This window comes from Candidatus Profftia lariciata, assembly GCF_020541265.1.
Lineage (GTDB): Bacteria > Pseudomonadota > Gammaproteobacteria > Enterobacterales > Enterobacteriaceae > Profftia > Profftia lariciata.
Genome location: NZ_CP045925.1, coordinates 523,754 through 540,741 on the forward strand (window position 1 = coordinate 523,754; position 16,988 = coordinate 540,741).

Here is a 16,988-nt window from a genome sequence, read left to right on the forward strand (position 1 = left end):
ATATAATGATTTTAGTAAATTTTATTTTTATATTGTGTAATACTGTCAATCTTATGGAGAAATAATTATTATTCAGCATTATTGTAATATAATTGTATTGAAATTATTTTCATAATAAATCTAATTATTTAACTATTAGCATCTAAATTATTCTTATCGTATATCTTAAATATATATAGAATTATTTCACAATACTTATAAAATTTTATTATTATAGTAATTTTTAATTAAATTTTTTCTTAAAAAATAAGAGTTTTAAGAATATTTATTAGTATAATTGATATATTTTAAGTCTTAAAAATTATCTTTTAATATACTCAAAATTTTTATTTATATTTTACATATTATATCAATTCTTTAATAAAGAAGAATTATTGTGTTTATTAAGTATTTTTATTTATTATTATTAAAAAAATAATAATACAATTATTGTAATTTATATTAACATTTATGTATTTTACTGTATACTATTATATAGAATATAAATTTTTTATTAAAAAATATTTTTATATCTATAGTTTATATATATCATTATTTAATAATTAAAAGTATTTAATTATAAATAAAACTATTTTTTATTTTTTCTGAAAAAATAAAGATATATTCTATAGTATATATTATTCTTAATATATATAATTGGTTTAATATTCTTAATAAGATTTTTTTAAAAAATCTTAATTTTGTTTAATAGATAACAAATATAAAATATTTATTGATGTACAATAAAAAATTACTATTATATCATAATACTATTTATTCATATTTTATATAAAAATATTTTGAAATAAAAATATATGAATTAATTATATAAAAAATAATAATTACTGAAATAATGAAGATCAAAAATACATTTTATGTATTGTAAAATTTTAATATTTTATATTAATATAATTAATTATTTAATAATAATTAATATGCTAACAAGTAATATATTTTTTATATATAATTTCAAGAAAAATAATAAAATATTTTATATATACAATTCAAATAAATTATAAAATTATTTATAATAATATGTAACTCTAATAATATTTTTTATATAAAAAATATTATTATATGTGATATATATAATAGTAAAGATATTATACATTTTTATAACATTTACTTTATTAATATAGATTGTAATAATACTAAAATTAAAAAACTACTCATACCTAGTAGTATTAAAAATTATGTAATAATTTATTTGAATGATATTAAGGATACATATATTTATACCAAAAAATTAACTATAGTATAAACTATACAATTTACAATAAACATATAAGCAAAATATTGATATCTAAAAAATAATTTCGTTAATATAATATTTATTATATTAAATAATAAATATTATATTAAATTATTATGACTTTGATTATTAAATAATTAATTTAATATATTCACAATATAATGATGTTATATTAGTAATATGTTTATTATAATATTAAATATATTATACCAATATAAATCTAAAGTGATGATACATTATCAAATGTAAATTAAATAAGATATATTAAAATATTTTTTATGCTAGTAATGCTGATAATGGAATTAAAAAATAACAATTGTATAACTAAAATCACAATTTTATGTATATAATATAAATTACTAAAAAATTTTTTATATATTAAACATATTAGAATTTCATTGATACAAATAACTGATAAATAAAATATTTTTTATAATTATTGTAATTAATAATGATTATTATAAAAGTATTTTTCACATAATAAGATATTAGGATATGGTAAATAATATTGTATATTTAAAATATAACATACTTTTAAAAATATAAAACATTGTATACTCTAAATATTTGAACACTAAAATATTCTTATAACATATCAATTATTAAATAATTATGTTAAATATACTCTACATTATTATTTTACTTTATAAATAAAAATATTTTAACAAGAAATGTACTCAATATACATCCACATAAACTATAAAGACTAAATAACATAATATTTTTATATTTGATTGATAATTAATGTAATATTATATATGAAAAATTTAGAGTTCATTCATATGATAATAAAATCTTATTCCACATAAGATTCAAATCTTTAAATAATTATTATTATATAATAATAGATATTTAGCAACGTCTATTATAAAACTATTAAAAATATTTTTATATTAATATTTTATGCAAAATCATACATGCAGTAAAATAAATTCAATGTTAAATAACTCTATAAGGAACTTATTCTTTTTATCCCATAAGTAAAATTACAATGTAATATATTAATAATTATACTTGATTAATAAATATTAAATAATTACATATAGCTATATTCATTAAAAATTGGAGCATAATTACCATGCTAAATTCTATAACTTTACAGCCTATTACAAAATTTTCCGGTAAGATAAATTTACCAGGTTCTAAAAGTATTTCTAATCGAGCCTTATTATTAGCTGCTCTTGCAAGTGGCACAACTTGTTTGCATAATTTATTGAATAGTAACGATGTACATCATATGATAACTGCATTAAAACAATTAGGCATTACTATTCAACTATCAGAACATCAAACTAGTTGCGAGATTATAGGTAATAGAGGTGCTTTTCAATTACAACGTCCCCTTAAACTATTTTTAGGTAATGCTGGAACAGCAATGCGCCCATTAACTGCTGTTTTATGCCTGAGTAATGGTGAAACTATTCTAACAGGGGATCAACGCATGAAAGAACGTCCTATTGGACATTTAGTTGATGCATTACGTCAAGGTTGTGCAAAAATTGACTATCTTGAGCAACAAAACTATCCTCCTTTACTTATAAATGGTTATTATGTCGGTGGTAATATTGAAATTGATGGAACAATTTCTAGTCAATTTTTAACCTCTTTGCTTATTATGGCCCCCTTAGCTCAAAAAGATACTATTATTTCGATTAAAGGTGATCTAGTTTCTAAACCCTATATTGATATTACATTGTCATTGATGTCTGTATTTGGTATCAATATAGAACATAAAAATTATCAGACATTTAATATTACAGGTAATCAGCAATATATTTCTCCTGGTGATTATCTAATTGAAGGTGATGCGTCTTCTGCATCTTATTTTCTTGCAGCTGCAGCAATTAAAGGCGGTACTGTTCGTGTCACTGGTATTGGTAAACATAGCGTACAAGGAGATATTGCTTTTGCTGATGTATTAAAAAAAATGGGAGCTAAAATTACTTGGGGTAATAATTTTATTGAATGTACTCGTCGTAAATTACATGCTATTAATATGAATATGAATCACATACCTGATTCAGCTATGACAATTGCTACTACTGCACTATTCGCTGATGCACCAACTACTATCCATAATATTTATAATTGGCGTGTAAAAGAAACAGATCGATTATATGCAATGGCCACTGAGTTACGTAAAGTAGGGGCTAAAGTAGAAGAGGGAAAAGATTTTATTCGTATTGATCCACCAAAAAATATTAATAACTCTATAATTAGTACTTATAATGATCATCGAATAGCAATGTGTTTTTCTTTAGTAGCTTTATCTGATAAGCCAATAACTATTCTAGATCCTCATTGTACAGCAAAAACTTTTCCTGATTATTTTCAGCAATTTGCTCGCTTAAGTCATTGATATAATAAATAATAATTTTAAAAAATTAAGTTTTTTTCGATTATTGTGTGTTTTGTAAAATTTATTTTTATCTAAAAATTTTAATTAAAATATAATGTAATACATCTTCAATAGATTTAAGTATATATTTTGAGATACTTAAAGTGTAATTTTGCTATTGAATAATTTATAATAGAGCTCAATATACATTAATAATATAATTTTAAGAATTATTACTTATCTGTTATATTTTATAGAATGATAAATTTATTAAAAGATCTTTTAATCTAAAGATTCTTTTTTAAAAAAGAATATTTATATAATCTAATCATGATTATTAGTTACAATTTGTAACTTATTAATAATAATATTTTTTATTAAGGATACAATAAGTAGAGTTTGTATTATATTTGTTTTTTATGTTATTATTTATAGTAAAATAAATCATAAGTTTTATAATTATAACAATTATCTATATTATAAACATCTATAAATGAAATTATTTTTGGATACATTTATTATTATAATAATAACTATATTATTAGTAATGTAGTTGATTTATGTAATAATATAGATATGTTATAATAACATAATATTGTATATAAATTATATTAGTAAGTTATATTTTGGTAATTATAGTTTATATCAATGTAAATATTAAAGAGCATTATAACAATACTCGTTATACTTTAATGTGCAAGAAAATATTAATGATATTGATCTATAATTTAATAAATAAAAAAATAATATATTATTTAGTCTAATCCAATATAAGTAAAATAATTCTTATAAGCGTAGCTTATTTTAATAAAAATATTAATTCAATAAGATTTAACTCAATTAATAATTACTATAATAACAATTATATTTTTAATAAAATTATAGTTAATAGTTTTAAATATTTTCTTTGTTTATTAATTATATTTATATTAATATTTAAGTATAATATATAACTAATTAAATACATTGCATATTAATAATATAATAGCATTATATAATACACAATTAAAAAATTTTAGCACTAAACAATATAAAAAAATAATAGTAGACTATTTCATTATGAAATATTATTTGCACTTATTTAATAATATTGTTTATTAAGTAAAATACAATTTTCATATTAAGTAATAATCTCATAAAATTACTATACAATATTAATATCATCTAATATTTAATTTTATAATTAAGAGAAAAATTAATGGTAATATCTCCTCCGGTCATTACTGTTGACGGTCCAAGTGGTGCAGGTAAAAGTACGCTATGCAAAGCATTAAATAAATATTTAAGATGGTATATTTTAGATTCTGGTACCATTTATAGAGTATTTGCACTATATATTTTACAAAATAACGTATGTATTATGTCTGAGAATCATTTGATTACATTAGCACTTAATTTAGATGTGTATTTTTTTACATATAATAATGAGATACACGTTCTTCTTGAAGGAAAAGATGTTAGTACTATAATTCGTACTGAAATATTGGGAAGAATTGCCTCACAAATTGCAGTTTTTCCTGGTGTAAGAGAAATTTTACTACGTTACCAACGTACAATGCGTAAATTTCCAGGGCTTATAGCCAATGGTAGAGATATGGGTACAATTGTTTTTCCTGATGCGCTAATTAAAATTTTTCTTTATGCTAGTTTTGAAGAACGTGTTCGTCGTCGTTTATTTCAGTTGCAACAAAACGGTTTTAATGTTGATTTTCAGCAAATTTTAACTACCATGAAAGAACGTGACTATCGTGATTATTATCGCAATATATCACCTCTTATTCCTGCACATGACGCTTTTATTTTAAATTCAACTAATATTTCTTCTAAACAAATTATTAATAAAGTATTTACTTATGTTGATAAAATATTACTACTTTCCTAAAGTATTACTTTAAAAGTAGTATATAAAGATAAAATATTTCATTATATAGCATAATAATAAATTATAGGTTGTTATTATTGTTAATAATTGTTATTATTGTTATTTATTAAATATTATATAATTTTATCTCCTGTAATTATGGATGATCACAGGTTATATTAAATAGTATATTAAAAAGGAAGTTTGATATACCTTAAAATAAAAATCCTGAAGATTATTAATATGACTGAATCGTTTGCTCAACTTTTTGAAGAATCTCTAAAAACAATCGAAACTCGTCCTGGTTCTATTGTCCGTGGTATTGTTGTTGCTATCGATAAAGATATCGTACTGGTTGATGCTGGACTAAAATCTGAGTCAGCTATTCCAATAGAACAATTCAAAAATGCACATGGAGTATTAGAAATTCAGGTAGGTGAAGAAGTAGATGTTGCTTTAGATGCAGTTGAAGATGGATTTGGTGAAACGCAACTATCCCGTGAAAAAGCAAAGCGTCATGAATCTTGGATGACTTTGGAAAAATCTTACGAAAACTCTGTCACTGTAATAGGTATTATTAATGGTAAAGTAAAGGGTGGTTTCACTGTAGAATTAAGCGGTATTCGCGCATTTCTACCGGGATCTTTAGTAGATGTTCGTCCGGTACGTGATACATTCCATCTTGAAGGAAAAGAACTTGAATTTAAAGTTATTAAATTAGATCAGAAGAGAAATAATGTTGTGGTTTCTCGTCGTGCAGTGATCGAATCTGAGAATAGCGCAGAACGTAATAATATATTAGAAAGCCTGCAAGAAAGCATAGCAGTAAAAGGTATAATTAAGAATTTAACTGATTACGGAGCATTTGTTGATCTAGGTGGTGTTGACGGCTTACTACATATTACTGATATGGCTTGGAAAAGAGTTAAGCATCCAAGCGAGATTGTCAATGTTGGTGATGAAATTACTGTTAAAGTATTAAAATTTGATCGTGAACGTACTCGTGTTTCTTTAGGTTTAAAGCAATTAGGGGAAGATCCATGGATTGCTATTGCTAAACGTTATCCAGAAGCGACTAAATTGACGGGTCGTGTGACTAATCTAACTGATTACGGTTGTTTTGTAGAAATAGAAGAAGGAGTGGAAGGTTTAGTTCATGTATCAGAAATGGATTGGACTAACAAAAATATTCATCCATCTAGAGTTGTGAATGTGAATGATACTGTTGAAGTCATGGTATTGGATATTGATGAAGAACGTCGTCGTATTTCATTAGGTCTAAAACAATGTCAATATAATCCATGGCAATTATTTGCAGAAAATAACAATAAAGGCGATCGTGTTGAAGGTAAAATTAAGTCAATAACTGATTTTGGAATATTTATCGGCCTAGAAGGTGGTATTGATGGCTTAGTGCATTTATCTGATATTTCCTGGAACCTAGCAGGTGAAGAAGCAGTGCATAAATATAAAAAAGGTGATGAAATTTCAGCAGTTGTTTTGCAGGTAGATTCAGAAAGAGAACGTATATCTCTTGGTATTAAACAATTAGCAGAAGATCCGTTTAATAATTATCTCTCTATGCATAAAAAAGGTATCATAATTACTGGACAAGTTACTGCAGTAGATATTAAAGGTGCTACTATTGCAATAACTGAAGGCTTAGAAGGATATCTACGCGCTTCTGAAGCGTCGCGTGATCGTGTTGAAGATGCGACTCGTGTTCTCAAAGTAGGTGATATAGTTGAAGCAAAATTTACTGGCATAGATCGCAAAAATCGTGTTTTAATTCTTTCAATTCGTGATAAATATGATACTGATACAAAAGATGTGATTACTGCTTCTGTTAATATTAAGCAAGAAGATACACTAAATTTTTCTAACGCTATGTCTGAAGCATTTAAAGCCGCCAAAAATGAATAATAAATTTATACAATCTATTAGTTGCAACTAAACTAAATATAACGAACTAATTCAATAAATTGATTGTTTAATAAAATCAGGAGTTATATGACTAAATCTAAACTTATTGAAAGACTTATTAATCATAAAGCAAATTTATTATCTAAAAATGTTGAAGATACAGTAAAAAACATTATTGAGTACATGTCGATTAAAATAGCTAATAATGAACGTATTGAGATTCGAGGATTTGGTAGTTTTTCACTTCATTATAGAGCATCCCGTATAGGCCGTAATCCTAAGACTGGTAATGCGATAATATTAACAGAAAAATACGTTCCTTATTTTAAACCTGGCAAAGAATTACGTAAACGAATAAATATTGTATCTTTAAAAAATATTTAAATTTATCAAATGATATATAATATATATTAATTTTAATATTCATCTAATAACTACAAATATAATATATTGACATATACCATTTATTATGCATTTTAATGTCAATTAAAATTGCAATTTAATTATTTGGTAAACAATGATTTCAATTTTATATTATAACTATTCTAAATATAGTTAAACAAATTATATATAACTGCTAGTAATAAAGTATATGATATTTTATATAAAATATTTTAAAAATTAAAAATTTAATTTTAATAATGTTTTTGAATAAAAATTTAATAATTTTTTAATTAATTATAAATAATTTATTATAAAAATATAATTTTAACATAAATTACATTAAAATTCTATTTTTCAAAATCGCAAGAAGAAGGTTATGAAATACCATGATTTGCGTGAATTTATTTCCTTATTAGAACATAAGGGAGAACTAAAAAGAATTAATCAATCAATAGATCCTTATTTGGAAATGACAGATATTGCATCTCGTACTTTACGAGCTAATGGTCCAGCATTAATATTTGAAAATCCTCAAGGATACAATATTCCTGTTTTATGTAATCTTTTTGGTACTATAAGACGTATTGCTCTAAGCATAGGTAAGGAAGATATTAGTGCTTTGCGTGATATTGGTAAATTATTAGCATTTTTAAAAGATCCAGAACCACCAAAAAATTTTCGGGATTTTTGTAATAAATTACCGCATTTTAAACAAATTTTAAATATGCCAATTAAGTTATTACGTTCAGCTCCGTGCCAAGAATTAATTTGGTACGGAGATCAGGTTGATATAGGACAAATACCAATAATGCATTGTTGGCCTGAAGATGTAGCTCCATTAATTTCTTGGGGACTAACAATTACACGTGGTCCTAAAAAAGAGCGTCAAAATTTAGGTATTTATCGTCAACAAGTACTAGGTAAAAATAAAATAATTATGCGTTGGCTTTTGCATCGTGGAGGTTCTCTTGACTTTCAGGATTGGTGTAAGATACATCCTAATAAACCTTTTCCAGTATCAGTTGTATTAGGTGCTGATCCCGTAACAATGATAAGTGCAGTAACACCAATACCAGATAATCTTTCAGAATATGCTTTTGCTGGATTGCTACGAGGAAATAAAACTGAAGTTGTAAAATGTATCTCTAATGATCTACAAGTACCGGCTTGTGCAGAAATAGTTCTTGAGGGTTATATTAAACCAGGTGAAACAGCTCTTGAAGGTCCTTATGGAGATCACACTGGATATTATAATGAAAGTAGTAATTTTCCTGTATTTACCATTACACATCTTACACAACGTAGTAATCCTATCTATCATTCCACGTACACAGGACGTCCACCAGATGAACCATCCATAATGGGATTAGCTATTAATGAATTATTTGTACCAATTTTACAAAAACAGTTTCCAGAAGTTGTTGATTTTTATCTTCCTCCAGAAGGTTGTTCATATCGTATTGCTGTTGTAACTATAATAAAACAATATCCAGGTCATGCAAAACGCGTAATGATGGGAGTTTGGTCATTTTTACGTCAGTTTATGTATACTAAATTTATTATTGTGTGTGATGATGATATTAATGCGCGAGATTGGAAAGATGTCATTTGGGCATTAACTACTAGAATGGATCCAGATATTGATACAATAATGATTAAAAATACACCCATAGATTATCTTGATTTTGCATCTCCAATATCTGGATTAGGTTCTAAAATGGGATTAGATGCTACAAATAAATGGCCCGGTGAAACACAACGCACATGGGGTAAACCAATTATAATGGATAAAAAAATATCTAAGAAGATTGATGATATGTGGAATGAATTAGCAATTTTATAATAAATTAATTATATAATTGTGTTCTAAAGTGTATGTATTATTTTATTAAAATTAACAAATATTATTCAATAAATAATGTTTAGTAATGTATTATAAATTAATTTTTTTATTTTTTATAGTAAAATATAATTTTTTTTAAAATAAAATAATTATCGTATATTACAATATGTTTTAATTATCTTGTATAAAATATAAATTATATTATTGTAAGAATATAGTATATACTATATCATTATACAATGCACAAATATATTTTATATATAATCAATACAATAAATATATAATATATTATTTAATATTTATTTATTTTACTTATATAAGTATTTATTATAATATAAGTATTTTGAAAATTTTTTAATTATTGCATACATAATTGTTATATTAACTATTAATGATGTTTATCAGAAAGAATTATGAATTTTATATATAACAAATTATATTTGTTAGAATAATCTATCATATGTTATTAATTTTTATAATATTTATTATATTAAGCAGCAAGGTTATATTATATATTGAGCATAAAATTTTTATAAAAAATTATTCTTTATAAGAATTTATTTATAAATATCTATATTTTATGATATTGTTGTATTAATAAAATTAATCCTATTAATTACTTAAATATTTTATTATTCTCATAATAAGATAACCATAATATATTATTATTTGTTTTAAAAAATTTTAAGATATGAAATATCAATCATCATAAGAATATATGAATATATTATATATGATGATTGATAATAAATTTTTTATGTACTAATATAATTATTTATTGACTTAAAATTATTTTTTTAGTTTCTCTAAAGTTAAATATTTAGATATTAACAATGCTTTAAAATATTATTTATGGGTAAACTCTGTAGTTTATGAATTCTTATAAAGATATTTTGTATAAAAAATACATAATTAAAATTTTTTTAAGAATATATCTTGATATTTATTTTTTGGCAATTATCAGCATATTTGATACTTTTATTAAAAAAGTTTACTTAATTATTAAAAATCAAATATAATAAATATTAACATGCATACACTGGTTATAGTAAGAAATTGTTTGTTTCTAAAATAATAAATATTAATCACCATTAAAATAATATCTATTAATTATCAGTAATTTTGGTATAGTTATATCCTAATTATTCAAAGAGATGTTCACATTTTTTAATAAAAAAAATACAAGTTATTTAAATAAATTATAAAATATAGAATTTATTAAAAGGTATTTTCAAGGTATTTATGAATCTTGAAAACAATAATCATAACATTAATAATAAGATAATTTTTATTATATTATTGAATATAATATGCTATATAACTATTTTGATAAAAAATTATTTAATAACATAACTTGTATTTTATATAAATTATCATATATAACTAATCTAAATTATATAGTATCTATATTATTTACTTATACAAATACACTATTATAAAAAATCATTTTAAATAATTGTAATTATAAATATAATTATATTATATATCAATAAAATTAGTAAGAAATAAATTTATATAGTTTTATATTATATCTCAATATTTTTTAAGAAAACAATAAATTGTAATATACATAAAATAATTATAATAATAGCAAGTATTTCGTTATAACATGAATATATAAAATTCTAATTAACTTTAATTATTAAAATATATAATATATAAAAAAATCATTTTAGATAAAAGATTATGTGTAAAAAAATTTTTTGTACATTCTTACAGAAAGAAGCAGAACAACAAGATTTTCAGTCTTATCCGGGTAAGTTAGGTAAGCGTATCTTGAATGAAATATCTAAAGAAGCATGGTCAAAATGGATTTATAAGCAAACTATACTTATAAATGAAAGAAAACTTAATATGATGAATGCGCATGACCGTAAACTCCTTAAACAGAAAATGGTAAGTTTTTTATTTAAAGAGTAAACATTTAATATGAAAATTTATACTATTACAGAAATTATTGATAGTAAATAATAAAATTTACATACTATCAAACTTGTATTGTTAACTATTATATATTAAATATATCATTAGAAATGAATAAAGCTTTAGTATTACTAATTATTATATCTTTATTGATTGCATGCTCTGGCAAAAAAAATATTCATAATAGAGTAAAATTAATTAAAGATACCAATGCCTTTGATATTTTAATGGGACAATTTGCACATAATATTGAAAATATATGGGGGGTTAATGAGTTACTTATTACTGGTCCTAAAGATTATGTAAAATATATCAATCAATATTTTACTCGTAGCCATATTAACTTTAATTCCGGCAACATTACTATTGAGACCATTTCACCTATCAATCCTATTACAAGTCTAAAAAAAGCAATCATTAGTACTTTACTAATGAATGATGATCTAAATTTAATGGAAATGTATTCTAATATTAATCATATTAATAATATTAAAGATAGTAAAAAACCATTTTTATATGGCCAAGTATTAGATCACACAAAACAACCTATTCGTTGGTATGGTCGAGCTAAAAACTTTGCTAATTATTTAATTCAGAATAAGCTTATAAAGCGTACTTCAGAAGGACATGTAATTTATTCAATAACAATTAAATTAGTATCAAATCATATAGATCAACGTGCACATAAATATTTTGATATCATACGTCATGCATCGAAAAAATATGGTATAGATGAGTCATTGATTATAGCAATTATTCAAATTGAATCTAGTTTTAATCCTTATGCAGTTAGTAATTCTAACGCATTAGGTCTTATGCAAATAATTCAACATACTGCTGGTAAAGACGTATTCGTAAAACAAGGGAAATATGGTGTCCCAAGCCGTAGTGATTTATTTAATCCTGAAAAAAATATAGATATTGGTACAGCATATTTAGCTATTTTACAAAATAATTATTTATGTGGTATCCATAATCCAGCTTCACGTCGTTATGCAGTTATTACGGCTTATAATGAAGGTGCAGGTAATGTATTACGTATGTTTTCTAGTGATCGCAATTGCGCTGTAGGTATTATTAATAATTTAACTCCAAAAGATGTGTATAATACTATTATTAAAAAACAACCATTAGGAGAATCACATCTTTATCTATATAAAGTTAATAGTATACATAAACATATAGGTATGAAAAAATAAAGTTTTAATGTTTATGTTATATGTAGTATTGTGTATGTAGATAAAGATATACTTAAGAACAATGATTTTTATGTATGTAATTATTTTGTAAGTATATTAAAATAAATTTTATAAAAAATTAAATAATATTAATTAGGATATCAATATTAAATGAATAGTATGTTATTTTTAATATAATTCTTACATAGTTTATACTAATAAACTATTAAATAGTTAATATTTAACTAATTTTAATTTTTATATATTTAATATGTGTGTATATTTATTAACGAACAATAATATCTTTATATAAGATTACTTAAGTTGTAATGTATTATAACATCATTGTATGATGTTATATTATTTATATTTAAAAAATAAATTGAACATTATTAATTAATTATCATTTATATGATTAAAAATTTAAAATATAAATAATCGATAAATAAACAAAATGTAATTAATAATTCAAATATTTTTTATATCTATATTATTATAAAAAAATATTTTGCTATTTAAATAGTAGATAATATAAAATTCAATACATTAATTTATATTACTGTAATAAATTGCTAACATTAATAAATATTTAGTAGATGTCTTTGATGATATAGTGATTATAACATTAACTGATAAATAACATTCTGTATTTTATTTTTTTATTATAATCAAATTAATTATCTTTTGATAAAGATTTTTTATTTTTACGTAAATAAATATTATAATTATTTAATAGTTTTTTTAAAAAAAATTAAAGATATTATTATACTGAATCAAGATATAATATGAATAAGAATAAATATAATATACATTAGTATAACTAATATAAGGTAATTAGACTTATTAATCTAAATAGTATTAATATAATTAATTTTAGTAAAAATATATTAATATTTAACTATAAAATACATGTATAACAAATAAGTAAATAGTAAAATATAATAACTAATTCATATAAATAATATTATATTATATAAAAAATACTTATATACAAAAACATCTTTTACAATAACGATAGATTTATTAGATTAATAAAAAATAAAGAAATTTAATATAAAAAAGATATTATCTTGAAATATAAAATATACGATACTACTTTATATTTTAGCAATAATTATAAGAATTAAACAATCAGTTAAATAATTAATAATAAAATTACTATAACAAGAATTCTATAGTTATGAAAAGTTTTATAAAAAAATAAAACAAATGTAGACCTTCTAAGTCTTATTGATTTGAGAATATATTGAATAATAAATTATTCAACAACCACTAATAAGCATACTTACATTAAGTATAGCGACCATAATATTACATAGTTGTTTATTTTTGTATAATATATAACTTGTTATTTATTGCATAATAAAAATTAAAATAAAATTATTAGTATAATTTTATTTATATAGTGAAAATAATATTACCGAAAACATTTATTAAGTGCTAGTCAATCATTATAACAATATAATTATATTTTTATTAGTATAAAATTATTGGTTTGTATATAACAGGAATACATAAATGAGTAAAAATATTTACTATTTAATTCTTAGTTGGTTCATAATATGTTAAATGACCAGTATTTTTCTACTTGGCAAACATTTTGTCGCTTATGGCCATCTATATCTCCTTTTAAAGCAGGACTGATAGTTGCATTAATTGCTCTTATAATTAATGCAGGTAGCGATGCCTTCATGTTGTCTTTATTAAAGCCATTATTAGACGATAGTTTTAGTTGTCCAAAAACTAATATTCTAAAATGGATGCCATTTATTGTTATTGGATTAATGATAATTCGTGGTATTTCTGGTTTTATTTCTAGCTATTGTATTGCCTGGGTTGCAGGTAAAATAGTATTAAATATGCGTCGTCGCTTATTTAGCCATATCATGGGTATGTCCGTTTCATTTTTTGATCAACAATCTACTGGTACATTGCTATCTAGAATTACTTATGACTCTGAACAAGTAGCATCTTCTTCATCAGATGCTTTGATTACAGTTGTACGTGAAGGTGCTTCTATTATTGCTTTATTTTGTATGATGTTTTATTATAGTTGGCAACTTTCTTTCATTTTAATAGTGATTGCTCCAGTAGTATCCATCACGATTCGTATGGTATCAAAACGTTTTCGCAATATTAGTAATAATATGCAAAATACTATGTGTATTTTAACTACTAATGCCGAACAAATGTTAAAAGGTCATAAAGAAGTACTTATTTTTGGAGGTCAAGAAGTAGAAAGTAAACGTTTTGATAAAACTAGCAACTGGATGCGTCAGCAGAATATGAAAATGGTTGCTACTTCTTCTGTTTTAGATCCTATTATTCAATTAATATCATCTTTTGCTTTAGCTTTTGTTCTTTATATAGCTAGCATTCCATCAGTTATGCAGACTTTAACTGCAGGTACTATTACGGTTGTTTTTTCCTCAATGATTGCATTAATGCGTCCTTTAAAATCATTAACTAACGTAAATACTAAATTTCAACGTGGTATGGCAGCCTGTCAAACTTTATTTAATATTTTAGATCTAGCACAAGAAAAAGATACTGGACAACTAGTAGTTAAGCGTATTAAAGGTAATGTTAAATTTTATAATGTAACTTTTAATTATAATGGTAAGGCTATACCAGCACTTAAAAATGTAAGTTTTACAATTTCTGCTAATAAAACTATAGCATTGGTTGGGAGATCAGGTTCTGGTAAATCAACGATAGCTAATTTACTAACACGTTTTTATGATCTTAAAGAAGGTAGAATTCTTCTAGATAATTATGATTTACGTGACTATAAACTTAGTTCTTTGCGTAATCAAATTGCTTTAGTCTCTCAAAACGTCTATTTATTTAACGATACTATTGCAAATAATATTGCCTATGCACGTCATGAAGTATATAATCGTTCTCAAATAGAAGAAGCAGCACGCATGGCTTATGCAATGGATTTTATTGATCAAATGGATAATGGTTTAGATACTTTAATAGGTGAAGATGGTGTATTATTATCTGGAGGACAACGTCAACGAATTGCTATTGCTCGTGCATTATTACGTGATAGTCCGGTATTAATTTTAGATGAAGCTACTTCTTCATTAGATACCGAATCTGAACGTGCCATTCAATCGGCGCTAGATGAGCTTCAAAAAAATCGTACTTCACTAATTATTGCTCACCGACTTTCTACTATAGAAAAAGCTGATGAGATTATTGTAATGGAAGATGGATATATTGTTGAACGAGGCAATCATAAGAAATTATTAATGAGTAATGGTGTTTATGCCCAGTTACATAGATTACAGTTTGGTCAGTGATTGAGCGTATATGGTTTGGAAAATCTTGTATATACCTATTTTTGTTACCTTTTTCCTTTCTTTATGGCTTGATTAGCTGTATTCGTAAATTTTGCTATCGCGTTTCTTGGTTGCAAAGCTGGAGAGCACCTTGTCCTGTAATTGTAGTAGGTAATTTAACAGTAGGGGGTAGTGGCAAAACACCTATTGTAATTTGGCTTGTTGAACAGCTACAAGCTAAAGGATTGCGTATTGGTGTTGTATCCCGAGGTTATGGTGGTTATTCAGAACATTATCCTATATTATTAAATAAAAACACTTCAACTGATCAAGCAGGAGACGAACCAGTTTTAATATATCAACGTACTCATGCTATTGTAGCTGTTGCACCTAAACGTAGTGATGCCGTCAAAGCAATATGCAAAAATTCTACAGTAGATATTATTATTACTGATGATGGCTTACAACATTACGCTCTTGCTCGAGATATGGAATTAGTCTTAATTGATGGTATGCGCCGTTTTGGTAATGGTTGGTGGTTACCTGCTGGCCCAATGAGAGAAAGAACAGGACGTCTTCGTTCTGTTGACGCAGTTATTGTAAATGGTGGTCAAACTATGATAGGAGAAATTCCTATGAGAATCATTGGTCATACTATTATTAATATAAAAACTGGTGAACGTTGCATAGCTAATTCATTTAAAAATGTAGTAGCTATAGCAGGTATAGGTAATCCGGCTAATTTTTTTTCTATGTTAAGATACTTAGGAATTGTAATAATTAAATCTATTTCTTTTACTGATCATTATAAGTATAATTTTACTATTTTAAAAAATTTAACTCCTGAAAATGAGCAATTAATAATGACTGAAAAAGATGCAGTAAAATGTCGTATTTTTGCACAATCTAATTGGTGGTATTTACCTGTAAGTGCTATGATACCGGATGACAAAGCAAATGAATTATTAACAAAAATTACTAAACTTTTGATAGAAAATCATTAAATTTTTAATAAAA

9 protein-coding genes are annotated in these 16,988 nt (G+C 23.5%); all 9 read left to right on the plus strand.

What is annotated here, in order from left to right:
* Window positions 1-2,309: 2,309 nt before the first annotated feature.
* The 9 genes from aroA (at window position 2,310) to lpxK (ending at window position 16,975) form a co-directional block, all read left to right on the plus strand.
* Window positions 2,310-3,590 (plus strand): 3-phosphoshikimate 1-carboxyvinyltransferase, encoded by a 1,281-nt coding sequence (gene aroA, locus GII40_RS01255; RefSeq protein WP_226813581.1) that lies wholly within the window; start codon window positions 2,310-2,312, stop codon window positions 3,588-3,590.
* A 1,177-nt stretch (window positions 3,591-4,767) separates the two neighbouring features.
* Entirely contained in the window at window positions 4,768-5,451 is a 684-nt protein-coding gene (cmk, locus tag GII40_RS01260) for a (d)CMP kinase (protein ID WP_226813582.1), read from the plus strand.
* Between the two features lie 222 nt (window positions 5,452-5,673).
* Window positions 5,674-7,353 carry a 30S ribosomal protein S1 gene (gene rpsA / locus GII40_RS01265; protein ID WP_226813583.1) on the plus strand — a complete coding sequence of 560 codons (1,680 nt, stop codon included), beginning with the start codon at window positions 5,674-5,676 and terminating at the stop codon, window positions 7,351-7,353.
* A gap of 87 nt (window positions 7,354-7,440) precedes the next feature.
* Complete coding sequence (gene ihfB, locus GII40_RS01270) at window positions 7,441-7,737, plus strand: integration host factor subunit beta (RefSeq protein WP_226813584.1); 297 nt, start codon at window positions 7,441-7,443, stop codon at window positions 7,735-7,737.
* A 376-nt stretch (window positions 7,738-8,113) separates the two neighbouring features.
* On the plus strand, window positions 8,114-9,580 hold the full coding sequence (ubiD, locus tag GII40_RS01275) for a 4-hydroxy-3-polyprenylbenzoate decarboxylase (RefSeq protein WP_226813585.1): 1,467 nt from the start codon (window positions 8,114-8,116) through the stop codon (window positions 9,578-9,580).
* 1,686 nt (window positions 9,581-11,266) lie between these two features.
* Window positions 11,267-11,500, plus strand: coding sequence for an oxidative damage protection protein (locus GII40_RS01280; RefSeq protein ID WP_226813586.1), 234 nt, complete (start codon window positions 11,267-11,269; stop codon window positions 11,498-11,500).
* Between the two features lie 113 nt (window positions 11,501-11,613).
* Window positions 11,614-12,702, plus strand: coding sequence for a membrane-bound lytic murein transglycosylase MltC (gene mltC, locus GII40_RS01285; protein ID WP_226813587.1), 1,089 nt, complete (start codon window positions 11,614-11,616; stop codon window positions 12,700-12,702).
* 1,541 nt (window positions 12,703-14,243) lie between these two features.
* The gene (gene msbA, locus GII40_RS01290; RefSeq protein ID WP_226813588.1) at window positions 14,244-15,992 is read left to right on the plus strand and encodes a lipid A ABC transporter ATP-binding protein/permease MsbA; all 1,749 of its coding nucleotides are present in this window, start codon (window positions 14,244-14,246) and stop codon (window positions 15,990-15,992) included.
* Window positions 15,989-16,975 carry a tetraacyldisaccharide 4'-kinase gene (lpxK, locus tag GII40_RS01295; RefSeq protein WP_226813589.1) on the plus strand — a complete coding sequence of 329 codons (987 nt, stop codon included), beginning with the start codon at window positions 15,989-15,991 and terminating at the stop codon, window positions 16,973-16,975. Before msbA ends, lpxK begins: the two co-directional genes overlap by 4 nt.
* Window positions 16,976-16,988 lie beyond the last annotated feature (13 nt).